The sequence below is a fragment of the Amphritea balenae genome, assembly GCF_003858655.1.
GTDB classification, from domain to species: domain Bacteria; phylum Pseudomonadota; class Gammaproteobacteria; order Pseudomonadales; family Balneatricaceae; genus Amphritea; species Amphritea balenae.
The window spans coordinates 49,411-70,487 of the sequence record NZ_RQXV01000002.1 but is presented as its reverse complement, the minus strand read 5'-3'; the positions used below and the strand labels follow the sequence as shown (position 1 = coordinate 70,487).

Sequence of the window (21,077 nt, the reverse complement as noted above, 5' to 3'; positions counted from 1 at the left end):
AGGCTTATTGATTATTTTCTGTGAGCAGTACTGAATGTGATTTACTCACGACCTACAAGTTGACCTTTTTCGTTCCCAGGCTGGTGTGTCAAAAGTGGAATAGTTACCAGAGCTATATGCCAGAAAAATATCTGATCGCTGCCTTTCACCAAAAGAGACACCAAAAACTGAATCAACCAGCTTATATTAGGCGCTTTGCTACTTTGATGCTCATACCAACTGTTCAGCAACTTCGGGATCATGGAGCCTATCAGCAGTTACGCCATGAAGTTATAAAAGAAAAGTATCCGCTTTTCGCCGCTTAGCCAGTTTCGGAGGGCTGCCCCTGACAAAGTCCAAACACTGATGGTTGGTATGTTCACCAAGGCAAAAAGGCAAAAAGGCAAAAAGGCAAAAAGGCAAAAAGGCAAATCAGTATCATCATATTCACCAAATAATTTTCAGGCGTGGCATAGGCGACAGTGACAATTAGTGATTCAGTGATATCGATATCTGCAGTACATAGAAAGCCACGCAGTATGAACAATATAAAACGCTTATCAAACAGTTTGGAGAGAGCACTACTGATTTTGGGTAGTTGCCTTAACTATGAATTACAGGGCCTGCTAACTATACCTAGCAGCATTTTTGAAACACAAAAACCATCTACTGATGAAAACAGAAAATGAAAAAGGCTCCATCGAAAACCTCTGCCCTGCTTGTCATTATCAGCTATTCTGAGGAACCCGGCGAAAAGAAAAAGGCGGGAATAGAATCATTCAGCCCTATAGCTTCGAGTGCTTGATAGGCCGATTGCATCGCTTCACCAATTGCTTTATCCATATCCAGATATCGATATGTCCCTAAGCGCCCAACAAAACTAACCTGTGGTTCCTTTATCGCCATTTCAACATATTTCTCAAATAGCTCATTACCTTCATTTAGCTGGACCGGGTAGTAGGGTATATCTCCCTCTCCACACTCCCTCGAAAACTCATAGGTTATAACTGTCTGTTTATGTTCCTCCCAGGGCCAGAAGTGCTTATGCTCAGCGACCCGTGTATAGGGTATATCTTCATCACAATAATTTACTGTTCCGCACTCCTGGAACGTTTCCCGACGATGCTCTGGTTTAAAATCAAGGGTCCGATAAGGCAACCTTCCAAGACACCAGCCAAAATAACGATCAATTGGCCCGGAATAGAACGTGTGGTCAAAATCCGTGGTATCCATACATGCAGTAAAGGCAACACCCGTCCGAACCTCGATCATTGGATGATCCAGCATCCGTTCGACCATCAGCGTGTAGCCTCCGATCGGTTGTCCCTGCCTAGAGTGATGATAAACATTGCTTTCATCATCCAGATGGATAGGTAAACGACGAAATATAAACGGCGGCAGATCGGTTGGTTCACGGCCCCATTGTTTTCTTGTATAACCTTTATAGAATCCCTCATAGAGTCCTGCACCAATTCCAGATAGTGCAGCCTGCTCAAAATTTTCCGGATCTTGCGTCCGGAACTGAGCAGCTTCCTGCTCAAGGAAGTTTCGGGCCTGGTCTGAATCCAGGTCAGTATTAAAAAAACGGTTGATCGCCGACAGGTTGATTGGAAAGGGATAGATTTCACCTTTAACCCAGGCTTGCTTCTTATGCTTGTAGGGATAAATCTCGATGAACCTTTCTATGAAATCCCATATCTGGTCATCATCGGAATGCAGTGTATGGGGACCAAAACAGTGCATCATAATCCCTGTTTTGGAGTCTTTCTCTGTGTGACAGTTACCTGCAACATGGCCAGACTCCTCCAGAACAACACATTCATGCCCGCTTTCTGCCAGGATTCGGGCAATTACTGCCCCTGTCAGGCCAGCCCCGACAATTAGAAGCTTCATATTTTTAAATTCTTTATATTGGTTCAGCAAGCCAACAACAAGCCTTGAAGACTGTTACCACCGCCAGATGCTCAACAGAGATATTCAAGCTCCGCGAGCTGCTTACAAAAGAGATGTTTATAGGTATTACCTGAGTTTAACAGGATGATAAAGCTTTCCCTCCAGATCCCCAATCTGCTCAAAGGCAGGACGGAATCGATAAGTTCCTGTATTCAGGCGGCCATACTCATTTGCATGGCTGCTTGAATAGAACCGATGTAAACGATCCTTTGGAACAAACGGCCCCTCTCCTCCAAAATCTTCAATATCCAGGCCTGCCAGATGAAGCAGTGTCGGCATTGCAACTTCATTATGCCCCAGCCAACCGGATCGCAGTAGTATATGCATAGCGGTCAAAGCCCTACAGGACACCCTGAAAACAGGGTTAAATGAACGAAAACGCTTACTTTCAGGGATTTCAATATCCGGATGACTGAGTTCCCACCAGGGCCATTCAGGCATTGATGCAAAGGGATATATATTAGACGTTAAGTAATCAGCACAGTTCTCATCAAAGCACCTGAAAAAATCATTCCAGCTGCCTGAATACTGAACATCATTCTCGATTAACCAGTAATAATCATACTCTTCAAAATCAAGATTAAACTTGAGCACCGGAAAGTGTGTTGCCCCCGGGCTCAATCCTTCCCCCAGCTTACGGTAGTTCATCGCATCAATGCTTTCATCAGTGAAGCAATAATGAGGATTTCTTCTCAACAGCTCATCATCATTACCATCCTGAAGATGATAAAGAATAAATGCATCTCCCAGTTCTTTTGTTTCATCAGCAAGCTGCCTGAAAAGCCGCTCGACATCCGGCGTCATAAAGTGAGACTGAAAAAGAAAACACTGCTTTGACATATCAAACTCAAAGAAAAAAGTAGAATCCGGTTTTAAACACTTATTTCCGGATAATCGACTTAACACTTGCTTTGAAATCAAAAAAGCATCTCAGCGATATACTCACAGCTACCTGTTGAGAACCAGATCAGGACAGATTGACAGAGCTCAAGAGTCTTGTCTATCGAATAAGCTCTAAAATGCTGTCTCGTTACGTTCGACTCTCATCCACCTGGGCCAGATAACAAAAAGCCCCGCATTCGCGAGGCTCTTTTGTATTTGGTATCTCTTAAGCAAGTACCGGCAGATTATTCTCAGCTTCGCTGCTCACCCCTTCGGGGCTATCGTCGCAAGCTCCGATGTTGTCTCGCTGCGCTCGGCTCGACTGCCTTCGCCAGTTATTCACAGCGACGCTGCTCACCCTTCGGGCCATCGTTATGGTTCCGATGTTGCCTCACTACGTTCGGCTCTTCATCAAACTAGTCCAAATAACAAAAAGCCCCGCATTCGCGAGGCTCTTTTGTATTTGGTAGGACTAGGCAGATTCGAACTGCCGACCTCTACCATGTCAAGGTAGCGCTCTAACCAACTGAGCTATAGTCCTGAAGTGAGGGCTATTATAGGGTTTTAGCTCTTCGACGCAAGCCCCTTTTCCTAACAATTTCACTCTTACATAAGATCATAAATCTATCCGCTATGACCATCAAAGTTGGCCTAGTACAAAAAACAGTCAATACTTAAAAGATATGAGAATTATCACTATTTCTTTGCTGCACTGCCGAAATTAGCAAGTAGCAGACCACATTTGCAATATACACACTCTGTTTTTTGGCTTTTTTATAGTGATTAACTCTGCAAAAAATACAAACTTCAAATGATAAATATTCAATACCAGTGTTAGTGTAACCAAATCCACTAACAAGAAATAAGTCAGCAGGAGAACAGTTATGTTGATTGGTATCCCTAAAGAGATTAAGAACCACGAGTATCGTATCGGTATGACACCTGCAGGTGTCCGTGAACTGATTGAAAATGGCCACGAAGTTATCGTTCAACGTGATGGCGGTACATCAATTGGTCTGACTAATGATCAGTATGAAGCGGCCGGTGCAAAACTGATCGATACTCCGGAAGAGATCTTTGCTTCTGCTGATATGATTATCAAAGTAAAAGAGCCTCAGCCAAACGAATGTAAAATGCTGCGCCCTGGCCAGCTACTATTCACATACCTGCACCTGGCTCCAGATCCAGATCCAGAGCAGACTAAGCTGCTGGTTGAATCTGACTGTGTAGCCGTTGCTTACGAAACGGTAACCGATGCTAACCGTGGCCTGCCACTACTAGCGCCAATGAGTGAAGTTGCTGGTCGTATGGCTATTCAGGCGGGTGCACATGCACTTGAAAAAGCTCAGGGCGGTCTGGGTGTTCTACTGGGCGGCGTCCCGGGTGTAGCACCAGCTAAAGTGACCGTTATCGGCGGTGGTGTTGTAGGTATCAACGCTGCTCGCATGGCAATGGGTCTGGGTGCTGACGTTACTATTCTGGATCGCTCACTACCTCGCCTTAAAGAACTGGATGCACAGTACGGACCTCAACTGAAAACGTTGTACTCCAGCGCTGAATCTGTTGAGCAGGAAGTTATAAACTCTGATCTGGTTGTTGGTGCGGTTCTGATTCCGGGTGCTGCAGCACCTAAACTGGTTACCCGTGCAATGCTGGGCAAGATGAAAAACGGTTCTGTACTGGTCGATGTTGCTATTGACCAGGGTGGCTGCTTCGAAACATCGAAGGCGACTACTCACCAGGAGCCTACCTATGAAGTCGATGGCGTTGTTCACTACTGTGTAGCTAACATGCCAGGCGGTGTTGCCCGTACTTCGACCTTTGCACTGACCAACGCGACTCTGCCATTTGCACTGGCGCTGGCTAATAAAGGTTATAAGAAAGCATTGAAGGATGATGCGCATTTGCGTAACGGCCTGAACGTACACCGCGGTACTATTAACTTTGAAGCTGTGGCTAACGATCTGGGTTACGAATACGTACCTGCTGAGCAAGCTATCGCAGAGTAATTCTCATCTGCAAACGAAAACGCCACTTATGTGGCGTTTTTTATTGTCTGCTATTTATTCGGGTTCCGGCTCTGACACTAGTTAACGAGGCTTGTAAGCACTCTCTATTGGATGATCCACTCTGGGTAACGTAACAGTCTGAACGTACACCGCGGAACTCCCGATACATGACCAACTTTAAAGCAGTAGCTAACGATCTGGGTTATGAATACGTGCCAGCTGAGCAAGCTATCAGCTAAGCTTTGATTTAAAGCTCAACAAAACGCCACTCAATAGTGGAATTTTTTTATATTGTCACCAGCGCTTTAAACTCTTTAGGTGGGATAACCTTTGCCATAAATTCTTCAGCAGTCACCGGATACCCAAGGAAATAGCCCTGCAATGCATCGCAGCCGGCAGAGGTAAGATAGCTTGCCTGAAAATCGGTCTCTACACCTTCCGCAATAACTTTTAAGCCTAAACCTTTAGCCATCGCAACGGCGGCAGTCACTAGCTGTTGATCACCAGGATCATCCGCCAATTCACGCACAAAACTCTGATCGATTTTAATAATATCGAAAGGAAATTGCTTAAGATAACTTAACGAGGAGTACCCCGTACCAAAATCATCCATCGATAAGGTAATGCCCATCGCCTTTATACGCGACAAAGTCTGAGCCGTGTTTTTATCATTACGAATCAGCAAGCCTTCGGTAATCTCAATCACCAATAAAGAGGGATCAAAGCCGGTCTCATCTAGCACCCTGAGCAATACCTGTACGATATGCCCATTTCTGAACTGACGCGGTGAAACATTCAGTGCAATCCGATAATTTTCACCACAATCCTTATTCCAGGCCAGGCCCTGCAGACAAGCCTGACGAATGATCCATTCGCCAATGGGTATAATCAAACCCGTTTGCTCGGCTATAGGGATAAACTTATCCGGCGGTATCGACCCCAGCACACCGTTATTCCAGCGTAATAAAACCTCTACGCCCATTAACTTTTTATTATGGAGACAGTAAATTGGTTGATAGTTCAGGGATAGCTCGTTACGCTCCAGGGCTCCCCTTAACTGATGTTCTATCTCAATTCTGTCAGACATATCACTATTCATATCAGGGGTGTAGAAGCAGTAACCATTCCGCCCTTCATCCTTCACCTGATACATTGCAGTATCAGCGCACTTCAATAGTTCATCTGCAACCAAACCATCGGCAGGCGATACGGCAATACCAATGCTACCGCTGATATAGAAGCTCCGACCCTGCACTCGGAATTCCATACTCAGCATCGACAGTATCTTCTTTGCTACGGTCTCCGCATCATTTATATCTACTTGATTCTCAAGCAGCAAAATAAACTCATCTCCACCATATCTGGCCAGAGTATCTTCATCCCTTACACAATCCTGTAATCGCTTGGCGACCATGATCAGTAGTTCATCGCCTACTTCATGACCAAGGGTGTCGTTAATCTTTTTAAAATCATCCAGATCGATGAACATCAACACCGTAAAGTAATTATTTAACCGGGCTCTGTTAATCGCCCGATTCAACCTCTCTTTCATCAACTTACGATTAGGCAGATTGGTCAGCGCATCAAATTGTGACTGATACCTGACTTTTTCTTCATGCTCTTTACGCTCAGAAATATCCCGAATACAACTCATACCAACCGATTCACCATCGATCAGAGTACTTTTAAAATTCACTTCTATAGGAAAGTAAACACCATCCAGGCGCATCCCTTCAGTCTCAAAGTTATGCTCACCGACGTTATAATAGGCTTCAGTTTCTGTTGCAGAATCTGCATTAAATAGCTGTAACAGCTGGGTAGAGAGTAATAACTGACGATCGTAACCAAACATCCGCTCTGCGACTTCATTAAAATCAATAATCTCATTACCCCGGTGCATCACTACCGCTTCGGTGGATACCTGAGATAACTGCAACAGCCGGGTCTCACTTTGGCGCAAACTCGTTTCCGCATCAAGCCGGCGCCGAATCTGATGACTGCCATGCCTGAATAACATCGTCACCAGCACCACCACCACCAGACTCAGTGCTAACAGCAGTATCAATAATCGATTCTCAGCCCCGCCCGATAAACTGATATCACTATCCGTCATATAGACCAGCGACCATCCGGGCAACGGGTTTACCGGCTCCCGGTATACACTATAGTCATGACCAGAAGAGTCTCGCACCGACGTCTCACTTAACCATTCAAATGACATCTCCTGGGGTGCATCACTACCATACTGTGAATTATTAATAATGGCGCGTTGTTGAATCCGGTCCAGAGGCAATAAACTGCTGAAAACCCAGTCTTTCATGTTTGAGGCAAAGACCACACCGTCACCGTCCATCAATGCCAGTCGGCCACTAAGCTGATCAAACCGGGTTTCTAACTCACTCAGTGAAAACTTGTTCACCACAACGCCAATAAAATGGCCTTGCTCATTTACTACCCGGTGAGAAAAATAAAGTCCTCTGCGACGAGTGCTATACCCCAACGCGGGATAGATTGCCGAACCACCGGAGATAGCTTCTTTAAAATAAGGCCTGAAAGAAAAGCTTTTACCTAATGCCTGCTGTTTTTGTTCAAATTCGCTGGATGCAACAAACTCCCCACGACTATCCAAAAGGTAGCAGATAGATGCGTCATTCAGATTGCATATATTATTGAGAAGAGGGGTGACATCTATTCCCCCCCCTTGAAGAAAGTGCTGAATTTCAGGCAACGCAGACTGCACTGCAACCTGACTGATTCGCCCCCGAAACGTTGCATCAACTTCATGATTGAGCATTGTGACGATACTTTCAGCGTTGCGGCGCGCATCTTTCTGAGCAAAGCTCATCAGGTTCATGTAGTTGGCTGCCACACCTGCCGCCGCAATAAGACAACAGAGTAATGTAAGACTAAACAGGATAGTTCTGGATCGCATCAGCCCCTCCTCTCTCTTGTCAGACAGAGGACAGGCCTAGTCATCAAACAACCAGACTGACGAATAAAATGAACTACATTACACGCCATCAGTGATACTCGCAGAGGAAGACTACTTAAATGTACACGTCAGATAACAACTTTACCCGGCTTGAGCTTTAAGTTATTCCCCAGATTGAGTAATGCCCATAATTCAAACACTTGTATGATTTTCTGATCAGGGTATTCTTTTTCAAAGCCCACTGTGTTTGAGTTTCTCTAACTGATCCCGATACTGTGCAGCTTTTTCAAACTCGAGATTCTTAGCGGCTTCAAACATCTGATCTTCCAGACGACTCATGGTCTTAGCCAGTTGAGCGGAGCTGAGTTGCTTAGGATCGATATCGTATTCACCTTTCGGCTCAGCCACTTTACGGTTCGATTTACTACCACGTCCGGGTATAAACGATGCACCTTCCATAATATCCGTGACTGATTTTTTAATCCCTTTGGGTACGATACCGTGCTTCTTATTATGCTCAATTTGTTTGGTACGTCGGCGATCGGTCTCATCGATTGCACGCTGCATAGAACCGGTTATACGATCTGCGTACAGAATTGCCCGGCCATTGATATTTCGTGCAGCCCGGCCAATCGTCTGGATCATTGATGTTTCTGAACGCAGGAAGCCCTCTTTGTCGGCATCTAGTATCGTCACCAAGCCAACTTCAGGCATATCGATACCTTCACGGAGCAGGTTAATGCCCACCAAAACATCGAACTCGCCGATGCGCAGATCACGAATAATCTCAACTCGCTCAACGGTATCGATATCTGAATGCAGATAACGCACCCGAACACCATGCTCATCCAGATAATCGGTCAGATCCTCAGCCATACGTTTGGTCAGAACAGTAACAATCACCCGCTCACCATTGGCTGCAACCTTGTGAATCTCGCCTAACAGATCATCTACCTGAGTTCGCGCTGGCCGTATTTCAACTACCGGATCGATCAGGCCTGTGGGCCGTACTACCTGTTCGACTACCTGACCGGCATTAGCTGCTTCGTACTTACTCGGCGTAGCAGACACCATGATCATCTGCGGTGCCTGACGCTCCCACTCTTCGAATTTCATTGGCCGGTTATCCAGTGCCGATGGCAGCCGGAAACCATATTCCACCAACGTCTCTTTACGGGACCGGTCACCTTTATACATCGCCCCAAGCTGAGGGATAGTGACATGGGACTCATCCATCACTAACAACGCATTGTCCGGCAAATAATCAAACAACGTCGGCGGCGACTGCCCCGGCTCCCGACCGGACAGATAGCGGGAGTAGTTTTCGATGCCAGAGCAGTAACCCAGCTCTTTTATCATCTCGATGTCATACATTACCCGCTGCTCGAGACGCTGCACTTCCACCAGCTTTTCGTTACTGCGTAACTGTTCTAACCGTGGATGCAGTTCTTCCTGAATTTTATCCACCGCTTCGAGCAGCTTTTCCCGTGGCGTTACATAGTGTGACTTTGGATAAATAGTTGCGCGGGGCACCCGACGCAACACTTCACCGGTAAGTGGATCGAAATAACTGATGTTTTCTATTTCATCATCGAACAGTTCTATACGTACCGCTTCTTTTTCCGATTCGGCGGGAAACACATCTATAACATCACCCCGCACACGGTATGTCCCCCGGTGCAACTCAATATCATTACGCTTGTACTGTAGCTCCGCTAAACGGCGTAAAATTGAGCGTTGATCCGCCTCATCTCCCCGATCCAGGTGAAGCATCATACTCAGGTAAGACTTAGGATCACCCAGACCATAAATGGCTGATACCGTCGCAACGATAATGGCATCATCACGCTCCAGCAGGGCCTTAGTCGCCGAAAGACGCATCTGTTCAATATGATCATTTATTGATGCATCTTTCTCAATGAAGGTATCAGAGGATGGCACATAGGCTTCGGGCTGATAGTAGTCATAGTAAGAGACAAAATACTCTACTGAGTTATTCGGGAAAAATTCCCGGAACTCACCATACAGCTGCGCGGCAAGCGTCTTATTGTGCGCCATAATAATGGTGGGCCGCTGCAATTCAGCAATGACATTGGCGACGGTAAAGGTCTTACCGGAACCGGTAACCCCGAGTAAAGTCTGCGCAGCAAGACCTGCGTTAATACCTTCAACCAGGCCTTTAATAGCAGTAGGCTGGTCACCGGCGGGCTCAAAATCAGACTGTAGCTGGAAACGCTGTTTCATAATGCTCTATAGAGTAAAAACGGTAGCCGGTTATTATACCCTGACACAGACCTTTATGCCCTACTCATCAGCTAAAAGGATGATGATTATTATCGGCGGCAAAGCCGCGCACTCTAAAGATTTTAAATTGAGCACTCTGATGGCTTTAATTAATACGGGTGATAAGGATAGAAAAGACAGCAAGGGTCGCAATTAGCAGCTAATTCACGCCCGGAGTATCTCAGGCCGTAATACTCATATGATAGCGCCGCAAAATGAAATAATAACTGTAACTTGCAAGGGGCAAAAACAGCAACACGGCGTAAAAGCTCATCAACTGTAGCGGGGAATTCCACAGCACATAATACTCAGCCCCCTGTGTCAGTGCGATGATCAAAAAGCGCAATAAGTAAAGCACTCCGGGGATCAGTGATACCATTAACAGAATCACTCGTTCCTGATTTAATGGATTACCTTCCGCTATAAGAACAATAACGCCCAACGTAAAAAACAGTCCTCCCAGTATCAGGCTGGCCCCCATGACCCTACGCATATAGTCATCAAGATATAGCCACTGATTTATAGCCATGAGTATCACAGGAACAACAAGCCAGGCCAATTTCAAGGGCTTTTGCAACACTCTATTAATAGCTAACAACAGCATCCCTAATCCGGCCGAGACGAGTGACATCGATGCAACCAGGCTGAACAAGACATCCAAATTATATCGTTGCGATACCATACCGGCCCCCAATCCAAGCATTAGCATACCAACACACCAATAACCTGCACCTTCAATCCGGCCTCTGGCCATCTCAACAGCCATCAACATCGCCATCAAAATAGCCACTATAGCGATAAGCTTTATTAACGTAGTTGCTTCAACCAACATAGTATTCATTCCTGAAGAAAATGAGCAGTACAGATCCCCCCTGCCCTGATAATCCTTTATATGTTTCTATGAACAAAGACACTTTAATCACTACTTCTCTCTCTGTATCTAGGACTTTTTCTTAGCAATACCCAAAGTGGGGGCTTAGTTCATTGTCCACATAAGATTGCTAAACCTGGCGTCCTTCTTTTCCTCCAGATTCAGCAGCTTAACAAAGCTTTACGAAACCTTGCGCAAATTGTCATTTGCTTTTGTTATAACTCAGACTACAATAGCGATAGTTTTAAGACGACCGGTCTAATAGATATGAATCGCCCCAAAAGAAATGAACACAATAAAGAGAAGATCCTGGCAACAGGCATGGACCTGTTTAACCGACAGGGCTATCACGGTACGGGATTAAAAGAGATCCTGAGTGCCTGCCAGGTACCTAAAGGCTCTTTCTACAATTACTTTGATAGTAAAGAGCAGTTCGCTATTGAAGTACTCGAGTACCACCATCAACAGGAAAACGAAAAGTGGGAAAACCGCGTTAACTCAGTTGAATGCGAATTGCAGCATCGGTTTCGGGCTACCCTGGAAGTGTTTATAGCCGAATACGAACAAGACCCTGAAGCCACAGGCTGCCTGCTCACCAATATGATGGGAGAGATTGGTAATGCCAGCGACTCTTTCAAGGAAATTATCAGTTTCTCATGCAACCGGGTCATCGATTGCATCGAAGAGGATTTCCGCGAGGCTCAGTTAGAAGGAAGCTTACGGGATGATCTGCCAGCAAGAGCTATGGCCCAACTATTCTGGGATAGCTGGCAAGGCGCCCTGTTACGCACAAAAGTAGAAGCATCAGCCACTCCCTTACGCGAAGTTGCTGATATGTTATGCACACTGTTTTCGCCGCTGACTACGCAGGCGCTTAGCGATGGTAAAAAAGATGAAATTTAATCAAATATTTGCTCCTGCAATCATCAGTATTGCTCTATTAGGCTCGGCCGCCATTCAGGCAGAAGAAACTAAAGGCCCACAAGGGCTACCCGCTGAAGTTATCCATGTTCAAAGCAAGCCGCTCACCCATGTTATTGAAGCGGTAGGCACCCTGCGCGCAAATGAGTCGATCATCCTGCGCCCTGAACAAAGCGGTAAAGTTGAAAAAATTCTGTTTCAGGAAGGTGCTAGTGTAACAGCTGGCGATCCGCTACTGATTCTGGAATCATCCCTCTACCAGGCCCAGCTTCAGGAAAGTAAAGCACGGGTTAATCTTAGCCGCATCGCCTATAAACGCGCTGCCAGCCTGGTTAAAAAACGGGTTGGATCACAACAGGATCTGGACTCATCTCTGGCACAACTTAAAGTAGATCAGGCGCAACAAGAACTGGCTCAGACCCGTCTTGATAAAATGACCATCAGGACACCTTTCGACGGTGTTATAGGTCTGCGTCAATTCAGCCCCGGAGATTACCTTAATGTAGGTCAGGACCTGGTGGAACTGACTGATCTGAATACCATGAAAGTTGATTTCCGCGTACCGGAAAATCAGCTCGCCAATATCCGTTCGGGCCAGAAGATCAAAGTATTGATTGACGCCCTTCCCGGCGAATCATTCGATGGCTCTATCTATGCCATTTCACCCAGTATTGATGAACGTGGCCACAACATTGCGGTTAGGGCGACTATAGCTAACCGCGACAATCTGTTACGACCAGGATTGTTTGCCCGTATTCAGATCATAACCGGCACCAATGACAGTGCAATTATGGTACCTGAGGAGGCCATTATTCCTCAGAACAACAGTTTCTTTGTTATGACGGTCACCGATAACACTGTTGGTATGGCGCCGGTTGAACTGGGTATTCGCAAAGCAGGTGAAGTAAACATTTTATCCGGCCTTAAGGGTGATGAAGTCATTATCACTGCCGGACAGATAAAGCTTTTCCCTGGCATGCCCGTCACCCCGATCTTTGTTGATGGTACAGGCCAGCAACCAGGTCAGACTGAACAGCAGCCTGGAGCCTGATCATGATCTTGTCTGAAATTAGTATTAAACGTCCGGTACTGGCTACGGTAATGAGCTTGCTGGTACTACTGTTAGGCGCGGTCTCATACGACCGACTGACCGTACGAGAATACCCTAAAATCGATGTACCTGTCGTGACGGTAGAAACCAACTACCCCGGCGCCAGCGCCTCGATTATCGAAACCCAGGTCACCCAGATTATTGAGGACTCGCTATCTGGAATTGAAGGGATCGACTTTATCAGCTCTATCAGTCGCTCCGGCCAGAGCCAGATCACAGTTACCTTTAAGCTGAGCCGTGATCCTGATGATGCTGCCAGCGATGTGCGTGACCGGGTTGGTCGGATCAGAGGCAATTTGCCAGATGATGTTGACGAGCCTATTACAGCCAAAACCGAAGCCGATGCTCAACCAATCTTCTGGTTAGCGCTGTCATCTGATCGCCACAGCATGATGGAGATCTCAGACCTTGCCGACCGGATGGTTAAAGACCCTCTGCAGACGGTCAACGGTGTTGCCAGCGTAATGATGTTTGGTGATCGTCGCTATGCTATGCGGATCTGGCTGGATCCGGCGCGAATGGCTGCCTATAAAATAATACCTCAGGATATTGAGTTAGCCCTGAGCAGTCAGAACATAGAAATTCCGGCGGGTCGGATTGAAAGCGACCAGCGCGAATTCAGCGTTCTGTCCCGTACCGATCTGAATACCGTTGAACAATTCCAAGACATTATTATACGCAATGAAAGTGGCTATCCGGTTCGGATAAGAGATATTGCCCGGGTAGAAATTGCGCCAGAAGATGAACGCAAAAAATCCCGTTTTAAGGGAGAACCTGCGGTCGCCTTAGGGGTGGTAAAACAATCTACCAGTAATCCGCTTGATGTTTCAGAGGGAATTCAGGCTCGCCTGCCTCAAATAGAAGCAGCGTTGCCAGAAGGGGTAAAGGTTGAACTGGCGTACGATTCATCAATCTTTATCGCGGAATCGATCAAATCAGTATTCAGCACTATTTTCGCCGCCAGCTTATTAGTTGTGTTGGTTATATTTTTCTTCCTGCGCAACATACGTGCAACCCTGATTCCCGTCATAACCATACCCCTCTCTCTGATAGGCGTGTTCGCCATGATGTTGGGCATGGGCTTCAGTATTAATACCCTGACTCTACTGGCCATGGTACTGGCAATCGGTCTTGTTGTTGACGATGCGATCGTTATGCTAGAAAACATCTATCGCCATGTCGAAGCAGGCCTTTCTCCGATACAGGCAGCATTTAAAGGCAGTAAAGAGATCGGCTTTGCGGTTATTGCAACAACCCTCACCTTAGTGGCTGTATTTGTTCCTATCGCTTTCTCCCAGGGCCGTACCGGCAAGCTGTTCACCGAATTTGCCCTGACCCTGGCTGGTGCCGTTGTCGTATCGACCTTTATTGCACTATCCCTGTCACCAATGATGTCATCCCGCTTGCTTCGCCACGAAACTAAGCACAGCGCGATGTTTAACCTGATTGAAGGCTGGTTGCATAGTATGACCAGGGGTTATCAGGCGCTACTGAGAAAAGTGCTGAAGTCACGCATGCTGGCACTGGCCATCATGTTAATCAGCATTGCCGGTAGTGGCTTTTTCTTTACTCAACTGCCACAGGAACTGGCACCGGTTGAGGATCGCGGTGATATTCTGGCGATGTCCATCGCCCCGGATGGCTCTTCTGTAGACTACGTAGACCGTTATGCTCGTCAGGTAGAAGGTATGCTTGATCAGGTACCCGAGGGGGACCGCTACTTTTCTATCGTCGGTTTCCCTACTGATACTAACTCCATGGCTTTCCTCGGCCTGAAGCGCTGGGAAGATCGTGAGCGTAAACAGCAATCAATCGCAGAACAACTAACACCTCAGTTGTTTGGCGGCGTAACCGGCACCATGTCTTTTGCGATGAACCCGCCTTCGCTGGGCCAGGGCTTTATCTCCCGTCCGGTTGAATTCATTCTGAAATCCAATACGGACTATAAAGAACTGAAAGGTATTGCTGATCAGCTGATGGGGCGCATTCTGCAAAATCCGGGCTTCATCCAACCTGATGTCGATCTCAAGCTTAACAAACCGGAACTGACTATCGACGTAAACCGGGATAAAGCATCTGAGATGGGTCTGGATATAGCTATGATTGGACGTAGCATTGAAACCTATATGGCAAGCCGTCAGGTAACCCGATTTAAGCAGGATGGCGAGCAGTACAACGTCATACTGCAGATCGAACCGGGCCAGCGTCGTGATCCAAGCGATCTGAGCACACTCTATCTGCGCACCGATCAGGATCAGATGGTTCAATTAAGTTCCGTGGTCGATGTTAACGAAAGCGTTGCGCCAAAAGAGCTAAATCATTTCGATAAAATGAAATCGGTTACCTTCCAGGCCATTCTGGCACCAGGCTATAGCGTCGGCGAGGCACTGGATTTTATCGAGCAACAGATGGCAGAGATCAGCCCTGAAACCTTGTACGATTTCGGTGGTCAATCACGGGAATTCAAAGAATCCAGTAACAGCCTGATGTTTACGGCACTATTGGCTGGAGTATTTACATTCCTGGTACTGGCGGCACAGTTTGAAAGCTTCCGTAATCCTTTGATCATTATGCTCTCAGTTCCACCGGCCCTGTTTGGTGGCTTGTTCGCCCTGTATTTCACTGGTGGCAGTCTGAGTATCTACAGTCAAATAGGTTTAATTACTCTGATCGGCCTGGTGACCAAGCACGGCATACTGATTGTCGAATTCGCCAACCAGTTACAAGACAGAGGCAGTGACCTGCAAACCGCCATCATTGAAGCCGCGACCCTGCGCTTGCGCCCTATATTAATGACAACCGGGGCAACAGTTCTGGGTGCATTGCCTCTGGCAATGGCCTTTGGCGCTGGCGCTGAAAGTCGTCAACAGCTGGGCTGGGTTATCGTAGGTGGTATGACCTTCGGTACCCTGTTAACCTTATTTGTAATCCCAACCGTATATAGTTATCTTGGTCGCCGGTTATTTAAACAAGTTGAACCGGAACCTCAACTACTAGAACAAGGATCTGAGCAGTGAAAGCATTAACTAAAAGTCTACTGGTCACCGCTATCAGCTACACCCTGATGACGGGAAGTTCGCAGGCAGGGACGCTTGCTGATATTTATCAGCAAGCACTGGCACAGGACCCGCAATTAAAGGCGGCTCAAGCAGCCTCATTGGCCGGCGCCGAGGCGCTGCCACAAGGGCGGGCAGGTTTACTGCCTTCGCTTAGCCTGAATGGCAACACCACCTGGATCGACTCAGATGCAGGTAATTATAATAATCATGGCTACACAGTTAGCCTGAGCCAGCCGGTTTTCTCTGCGGCATCCTGGTTCAGCTACAAACAGGGAATAGCACAGTCAGAAGCTGCAAAGTTACAGTTCGATCAGGCCCAGCAAAACCTGATTCTACGGGTAACCGAAAGCTATCTTGAAGTACTCAGAGCTCAAACCACCCTTGAAACATCACTGGCAGAAGAGCGCGCCATTATGCGTCGACTCGATCAGGTGAATGCCCAATTTGAAGTGGGACTCATCGCTATTACCGATGTGCATGAAGCGCAGGCCTCTTTTGATAACGCCAAAGTTGCCAGAATTCTGGCTGAAGGTAACCTGGATAACAGCTATCAGGCACTTGAACGACTGATCGGCCAGCCCATTTCAAGTATTGATAGCCTTGATAAAGCCTATCCGATAGAAAATATCAGCCCAAGCGATCCCGATAACTGGGTAGAAAAAGCCCGCTCTGGAAACCTGGCTCTCAAAGTGGCAGTAGCCAATACAGAGTCTGCCCGACGTCAGGCTCAGACAGCATCAAGCGGCCACCTGCCTACGATAGCCATCACCGCCAGCCATGACAGGGACGACGGTACAGCGTCAGGTGACGGTTGGACCGAAACCAATCAGGTCGGCCTTACACTGTCTATGCCACTCTTCTCTGGCGGAGCAACCAGTTCGCAAAGCCGGCAGGCTGAATATAGCCATACCCAGGCACGCTTTAATCAGGAAGATACTCAACGGGCAGTAATACAAGATACCCGTAGCCTGTGGCGTAATATTCGTACCGATGTACTGAGCGTTGCCGCTCGCCAGCGTAGCATCTTATCTAGCGAAACTGCGCTTAAAGCAACGGAAGAAGGCTTTAATGTCGGCACGCGGAACGTCGTTGATGTTCTTCAGGCAGAACAACAGCTGTATGCAGCGCAGCGAGATTATGCCAATGCCCGATACAACTACGTACAAGATCTGTTTCGCTTTAAACAACAGATAGGCACATTGAATCCTGATGATCTGATAGGACTTGATCAGTGGATGAAAGCCAGATAACAAAAAAAAAAACGCTCCTTCGGGAGCGTTTTTTTGGCTGACTAAGTTGATCTTAACTCAATGTAAAACCGAGTTATCTGACACCTCAGGAATTAACGGATGACCGCTACTATCAGTACCTATAGCGCCCTGTTCAACCGCTAACTCTAACAGTTGAGACACAATCATCTGTGTCAGGTGAGCGCTGATGACCATACCCGCCGGAGGGTCACCTTCAAACATCTCCTGATCCATCATATTATCACCGCGCATACCCAATAATAATGGATTCTCAGCCACCAGCGGTGCTATATCATCTGGCGCAAACAGAGAGTGTTCTGAAGCAACTTGTAGCGCCAGCCCATAAGCATCCTGCTGCTCGGTATTTAAAAGGGCCGAATAAGCGGCTTCCGCAGTGGCCATCAGCTGACTAAGAATACTGGCTCCAGGCTGGGTCAGATTTTCTTTAGCGGTTTCTGACTCGGAATAATCAACTTCAGCGGCCTGCGGCTCAGGAAGTTTCAATTCATCAGCATCCAGCATCAAGCGACCTTCCGCATCAAGGGACAACCAGCCTTTCTCCAGCGCCAGCTCAACCAGACCTTCCATCATCGCAGTGGCAATATTGGCGCTTATAATCATACCGACACTAGGATTCAGCTTTTCTTTTTCACTGGCGATAAGATTACCGGCACGCGCAGCCAACAGCGTAGGATCTTCGGCAATGATACCTGCCAGTTGATCCGCATTCAGATACAGCTTTTCGTTACAAAGCTGTTCCGCTGTCGTATAGGGAAAGCGCCCCTCTTCCTTTTCCATCAGGGCTTGATAATCGGCCCGCACCCGCTCAATTAATGAAGTGAGTATCTGACTCATATTTTTCTCCAGGCTAAAGCTTCATCCAGAGCTTCTTACCATTACTTTAGCTGATTTATCCAAAATTCCTGAAACTCAGCTATTTTTACTTATGTTCGGTGTAAAACTGCCGATTGCTCATACAGAGGCATGGATCTTCTGATGTACGGATTCTGGCCTTCTGACAGATAGATGAACCAAGGGGAAAGGATATGATCATCTGCAACCAATCGCCACGACCTGCTGAAGAAGACGAAGAAGGGACTATCTACGTATTATCAGACAACTGACCAAATAGTTTTAATAGTAAGTAACTATTTAAAATAAGTAGCTCTTAAAAGGGGTCGATTTTAAAGGCCCGCTAGAGGGCTACGCCCCTCTATTACCAGCACTAGTCCAATACAGGCTTAGTGGTAAGTGATGCCTATCGCTTCAATTTGATGTCGCTGCTGATCAAAACAATCTCTCAGCTCAGGCAGTAACTGCAAACCAAAGTCAGTCGGATCAACCGGTAGTTCATACCAACTCAGTGTTGATACTCGCGTCATCAGATCATACTCGCCAATAAGCGCATCCAGATAGATCATCACCGCTTCTATTCTCGGCTCCATATCCAGCGCTTTAGGCAGATCCTGCATATAGATATCCAGATGATAACGCCCCGCTTCGATCCGATAGCCAAACCAGAACGCCTCAATCTCTATCTGTTCATCGCCCAGATTGACGCAGGTCGGCACAGGGTCGTAACGATGGTTAAAAGCGACAAACCGGATACCGCCAATATCAGGGGCCGCACCCACTAAGCTCAACACCGACGTAATTGATTCAGGGTAGCCATCACAACCAAAAATCATTTCCACAGCACCCTCACCCTCTTCCCGCTCAAAGTGGAATGTCAGGTTACTGTCGATATTACGTAAACTGTTGCTGTATTCCAGCAACAGTGATTCATTATCAAACTGATTTTCGGCTTCACTATTCAGCAGACGATCAATAGTCTGCTCAACCTGTTGCCAGAAATTAATAATTTTAGTGTGTGAACCTATCATGTACGGGGAACAACCACTCCGGTCTGACCCTGATACTTGCCATCACGGTCTTTATAAGAGGTTTCACAAATTTCATCAGCGCCCAGAAACAACATTTGCGCAACACCTTCGTTGGCATAGATTTTTGCAGGAAGCGGCGTGGTATTTGAAAATTCCAGCGTCACATGACCTTCCCACTCAGGCTCAAGCGGCGTGACATTCACAATAATACCGCAACGTGCATAGGTGCTCTTGCCCAGACAGATAGTCAGAACATCACGTGGAATGCGGAAATATTCAACGGTACGGGCCAGCGCAAAAGAGTTCGGTGGAATAATACAAACATCGGACTTAACATCGACAAAGCTGCCGTCATCAAAATTCTTCGGATCAACAATTGAAGAATTTATGTTGGTGAATATCTTAAACTCATCAGCACAACGAACGTCATAACCGTAACTGGAAGTACCGTAGGAGATCAGCCGCTCATCATTGCGTCGACGAACCTGACCTGGTTCAAACGGTTCGATCATGCCCTGTTCCAGAGATGTACGGCGAATCCAGCTGTCTGATTTGATACCCATCATTTAGTTCCAGTTAAAGTGTTATATTTTGCGGGCGCACATAATAGCTTTTTTACCTAAAAAAAACCGCATTTTTACGAAAAAAATGCGGTCACATAGATTAATCAAGTAAGAGCTAAATCAATCCTGACTGATCGATATATTTGGTATTTCCGAACCGCTGTGCTGCTGCGCCAGTGCAGAGACTACTTTGCGGGCAGTATCACGGTAGATCAGCGCTTCAGCCCCTTCAGCGTCGGCAATCAGGGTAGGTTTACCAGCATCAACGGCTTCCCGGATAGACAATTTTAACGGTAGTTGAGCTAATAAAGGTGCGGCATAAGACTGAGATAACTCCTCTCCACCACCCTGTCCGAAAATAGCTTCAGTATGGCCACAGTTGCTACAGATATGCATACTCATATTTTCGATGATACCTAATACTTCGATATCAACTTTGCGGAACATCTCGATCCCCTTTCGGGCATCAAGCAATGCAATATCCTGAGGTGTTGTCACTATCACCGCGCCACTTACCGGGACTTTTTGCGACAGCGTCAGTTGAATATCCCCGGTCCCCGGTGGCATATCCACAAACAGGTAATCCAGATCACTCCACTGCGTCTGTGTCAGTAACTGTTGCAGGGCACCACTGGCCATCGGACCACGCCATACCATCGGCTGACTATCATCAATCAAAAAAGCGATCGACATCACTTCAAGACCATGCGCAATAACAGGCTTCATCGCCTGCTCACCCACAGGTTCAGGACGGGTATCTGCTGGCACACCCAGCATCGTTCCCATACTAGGGCCGTAGATATCCGCATCTAATACGCCAACCTTATAGCCCTCTGCCGCCATCGCCAACGCCAGATTCACGGTAGTGGTCGATTTACCAACACCACCTTTCCCCGATGCTACCGCAACAATGTTCTTTATATTCTGCATCTGCTTATCAATCCTGTTTACTGTTCTGTTTCAGCAATATAACAACAACTTAGAGGTATCAAAAAAAATAACCCAGTAATTTAGTAGGAATTATGCGTGATATCAGACCGGAGTTCCAGCGATGTTTTTTAAATACAAAAAAACCGCCTTCCGGCGGTTTATAATTGCAATACTATCAATCTTAGCTCTTATACCAGCAGACTATCAGTTCCGGTCAAATGACTCCGTAAAATGACGTATTTCATGGGCCAACCGATCAACTTTATTCGCAGCTTTTTCCATCTCATCAAAGACGGCGGCACTAATAGCCGACTCAATCAGTAGTGACAACTCATCAAAGTGAGCATCTCCTACCTGAGTTGCTATCTCATCCGGTAACTTAGCCTTAAATGTCTTCACTACATTCAGTGCATGAGCGTTCTGTTTAACTGTCATCTATCGATCTCCCTCG

At 46.8% G+C, this 21,077-nt stretch carries 15 protein-coding genes and 1 tRNA gene; 5 read left to right on the top strand and 11 right to left on the bottom strand.

The window, feature by feature from the left end:
* Window positions 1–711: 711 nt before the first annotated feature.
* From glf to EHS89_RS04700, 3 genes are all read right to left on the bottom strand, one after another.
* Window positions 712–1,872: a UDP-galactopyranose mutase gene (gene glf, locus EHS89_RS04710; RefSeq protein WP_124924978.1), complete on the bottom strand. Its 1,161-nt coding sequence runs from the start codon at window positions 1,870–1,872 to the stop codon at window positions 712–714.
* Between the two features lie 126 nt (window positions 1,873–1,998).
* Window positions 1,999–2,772, bottom strand: coding sequence for a hypothetical protein (locus tag EHS89_RS04705; protein ID WP_124924977.1), 774 nt, complete (start codon window positions 2,770–2,772; stop codon window positions 1,999–2,001).
* A gap of 506 nt (window positions 2,773–3,278) precedes the next feature.
* Window positions 3,279–3,355: transfer RNA gene (locus EHS89_RS04700), tRNA-Val, on the bottom strand.
* Between the two features lie 343 nt (window positions 3,356–3,698).
* On the opposite strand from EHS89_RS04700, the gene ald reads away from it, so the two are divergent.
* Window positions 3,699–4,823 carry an alanine dehydrogenase gene (ald, locus tag EHS89_RS04695; protein WP_124924976.1) on the top strand — a complete coding sequence of 375 codons (1,125 nt, stop codon included), beginning with the start codon at window positions 3,699–3,701 and terminating at the stop codon, window positions 4,821–4,823.
* 286 nt (window positions 4,824–5,109) lie between these two features.
* Here ald and EHS89_RS04690 read toward each other — a convergent pair whose 3' ends face one another.
* The 3 genes from EHS89_RS04690 to EHS89_RS04680 form a co-directional block, all read right to left on the bottom strand.
* Window positions 5,110–7,755 carry a bifunctional diguanylate cyclase/phosphodiesterase gene (locus tag EHS89_RS04690; RefSeq protein ID WP_124924975.1) on the bottom strand — a complete coding sequence of 882 codons (2,646 nt, stop codon included), beginning with the start codon at window positions 7,753–7,755 and terminating at the stop codon, window positions 5,110–5,112.
* Window positions 7,756–7,986: 231 nt separating this feature from the next.
* Window positions 7,987–9,999 carry an excinuclease ABC subunit UvrB gene (gene uvrB, locus EHS89_RS04685; RefSeq protein ID WP_124924974.1) on the bottom strand — a complete coding sequence of 671 codons (2,013 nt, stop codon included), beginning with the start codon at window positions 9,997–9,999 and terminating at the stop codon, window positions 7,987–7,989.
* 220 nt (window positions 10,000–10,219) lie between these two features.
* Window positions 10,220–10,870 carry a hypothetical protein gene (locus tag EHS89_RS04680; protein ID WP_124924973.1) on the bottom strand — a complete coding sequence of 217 codons (651 nt, stop codon included), beginning with the start codon at window positions 10,868–10,870 and terminating at the stop codon, window positions 10,220–10,222.
* Between the two features lie 306 nt (window positions 10,871–11,176).
* Here EHS89_RS04680 and EHS89_RS04675 point away from each other — a divergent pair, with 306 nt between their 5' ends.
* From EHS89_RS04675 to EHS89_RS04660, 4 genes are read left to right on the top strand one after another with little or no spacing between them, the layout of a single operon-like run.
* The gene (locus EHS89_RS04675) at window positions 11,177–11,812 is read left to right on the top strand and encodes a TetR/AcrR family transcriptional regulator (RefSeq protein ID WP_124924972.1); all 636 of its coding nucleotides are present in this window, start codon (window positions 11,177–11,179) and stop codon (window positions 11,810–11,812) included.
* A complete protein-coding gene (locus EHS89_RS04670) occupies window positions 11,802–12,881 on the top strand; it encodes an efflux RND transporter periplasmic adaptor subunit (RefSeq protein ID WP_229753799.1) in 1,080 nt (359 codons plus the stop codon). Before EHS89_RS04675 ends, EHS89_RS04670 begins: the two co-directional genes overlap by 11 nt.
* 2 nt (window positions 12,882–12,883) lie before the next feature.
* On the top strand, window positions 12,884–15,958 hold the full coding sequence (locus EHS89_RS04665; RefSeq protein WP_124924970.1) for an efflux RND transporter permease subunit: 3,075 nt from the start codon (window positions 12,884–12,886) through the stop codon (window positions 15,956–15,958).
* Window positions 15,955–17,250: a TolC family outer membrane protein gene (locus tag EHS89_RS04660; RefSeq protein WP_229753800.1), complete on the top strand. Its 1,296-nt coding sequence runs from the start codon at window positions 15,955–15,957 to the stop codon at window positions 17,248–17,250. Before EHS89_RS04665 ends, EHS89_RS04660 begins: the two co-directional genes overlap by 4 nt.
* A 57-nt stretch (window positions 17,251–17,307) precedes the next feature.
* Here EHS89_RS04660 and EHS89_RS04655 read toward each other — a convergent pair whose 3' ends face one another.
* From EHS89_RS04655 to EHS89_RS04635, 5 genes are all read right to left on the bottom strand, one after another.
* The gene (locus tag EHS89_RS04655) at window positions 17,308–18,105 is read right to left on the bottom strand and encodes a hypothetical protein (RefSeq protein ID WP_124924969.1); all 798 of its coding nucleotides are present in this window, start codon (window positions 18,103–18,105) and stop codon (window positions 17,308–17,310) included.
* A gap of 386 nt (window positions 18,106–18,491) precedes the next feature.
* Window positions 18,492–19,133 (bottom strand): hypothetical protein, encoded by a 642-nt coding sequence (locus EHS89_RS04650; RefSeq protein ID WP_124924968.1) that lies wholly within the window; start codon window positions 19,131–19,133, stop codon window positions 18,492–18,494.
* Complete coding sequence (gene dcd / locus EHS89_RS04645) at window positions 19,130–19,696, bottom strand: dCTP deaminase (RefSeq protein WP_124924967.1); 567 nt, start codon at window positions 19,694–19,696, stop codon at window positions 19,130–19,132. The genes EHS89_RS04650 and dcd overlap by 4 nt, the downstream gene beginning before the upstream one ends.
* 120 nt (window positions 19,697–19,816) lie before the next feature.
* Complete coding sequence (apbC, locus tag EHS89_RS04640) at window positions 19,817–20,626, bottom strand: iron-sulfur cluster carrier protein ApbC (RefSeq protein ID WP_124924966.1); 810 nt, start codon at window positions 20,624–20,626, stop codon at window positions 19,817–19,819.
* A 204-nt stretch (window positions 20,627–20,830) separates the two neighbouring features.
* Window positions 20,831–21,061 (bottom strand): phosphatase, encoded by a 231-nt coding sequence (locus tag EHS89_RS04635; protein WP_124924965.1) that lies wholly within the window; start codon window positions 21,059–21,061, stop codon window positions 20,831–20,833.
* Window positions 21,062–21,077: the final 16 nt, after the last annotated feature.

Coding starts and splice junctions, on each gene's coding strand:
- glf (WP_124924978.1), bottom strand. CDS start 1,872: ATGAAGCTTCTAATTGTCGGGGCTGGCCTGACAGGGGCAGTAATTGCC.
- EHS89_RS04705 (WP_124924977.1), bottom strand. CDS start 2,772: ATGTCAAAGCAGTGTTTTCTTTTTCAGTCTCACTTTATGACGCCGGAT.
- ald (WP_124924976.1), top strand. CDS start 3,699: ATGTTGATTGGTATCCCTAAAGAGATTAAGAACCACGAGTATCGTATC.
- EHS89_RS04690 (WP_124924975.1), bottom strand. CDS start 7,755: ATGCGATCCAGAACTATCCTGTTTAGTCTTACATTACTCTGTTGTCTT.
- uvrB (WP_124924974.1), bottom strand. CDS start 9,999: ATGAAACAGCGTTTCCAGCTACAGTCTGATTTTGAGCCCGCCGGTGAC.
- EHS89_RS04680 (WP_124924973.1), bottom strand. CDS start 10,870: ATGTTGGTTGAAGCAACTACGTTAATAAAGCTTATCGCTATAGTGGCT.
- EHS89_RS04675 (WP_124924972.1), top strand. CDS start 11,177: ATGAATCGCCCCAAAAGAAATGAACACAATAAAGAGAAGATCCTGGCA.
- EHS89_RS04670 (WP_229753799.1), top strand. CDS start 11,802: ATGAAATTTAATCAAATATTTGCTCCTGCAATCATCAGTATTGCTCTA.
- EHS89_RS04665 (WP_124924970.1), top strand. CDS start 12,884: ATGATCTTGTCTGAAATTAGTATTAAACGTCCGGTACTGGCTACGGTA.
- EHS89_RS04655 (WP_124924969.1), bottom strand. CDS start 18,105: ATGAGTCAGATACTCACTTCATTAATTGAGCGGGTGCGGGCCGATTAT.
- EHS89_RS04650 (WP_124924968.1), bottom strand. CDS start 19,133: ATGATAGGTTCACACACTAAAATTATTAATTTCTGGCAACAGGTTGAG.
- dcd (WP_124924967.1), bottom strand. CDS start 19,696: ATGGGTATCAAATCAGACAGCTGGATTCGCCGTACATCTCTGGAACAG.
- apbC (WP_124924966.1), bottom strand. CDS start 20,626: ATGCAGAATATAAAGAACATTGTTGCGGTAGCATCGGGGAAAGGTGGT.
- EHS89_RS04635 (WP_124924965.1), bottom strand. CDS start 21,061: ATGACAGTTAAACAGAACGCTCATGCACTGAATGTAGTGAAGACATTT.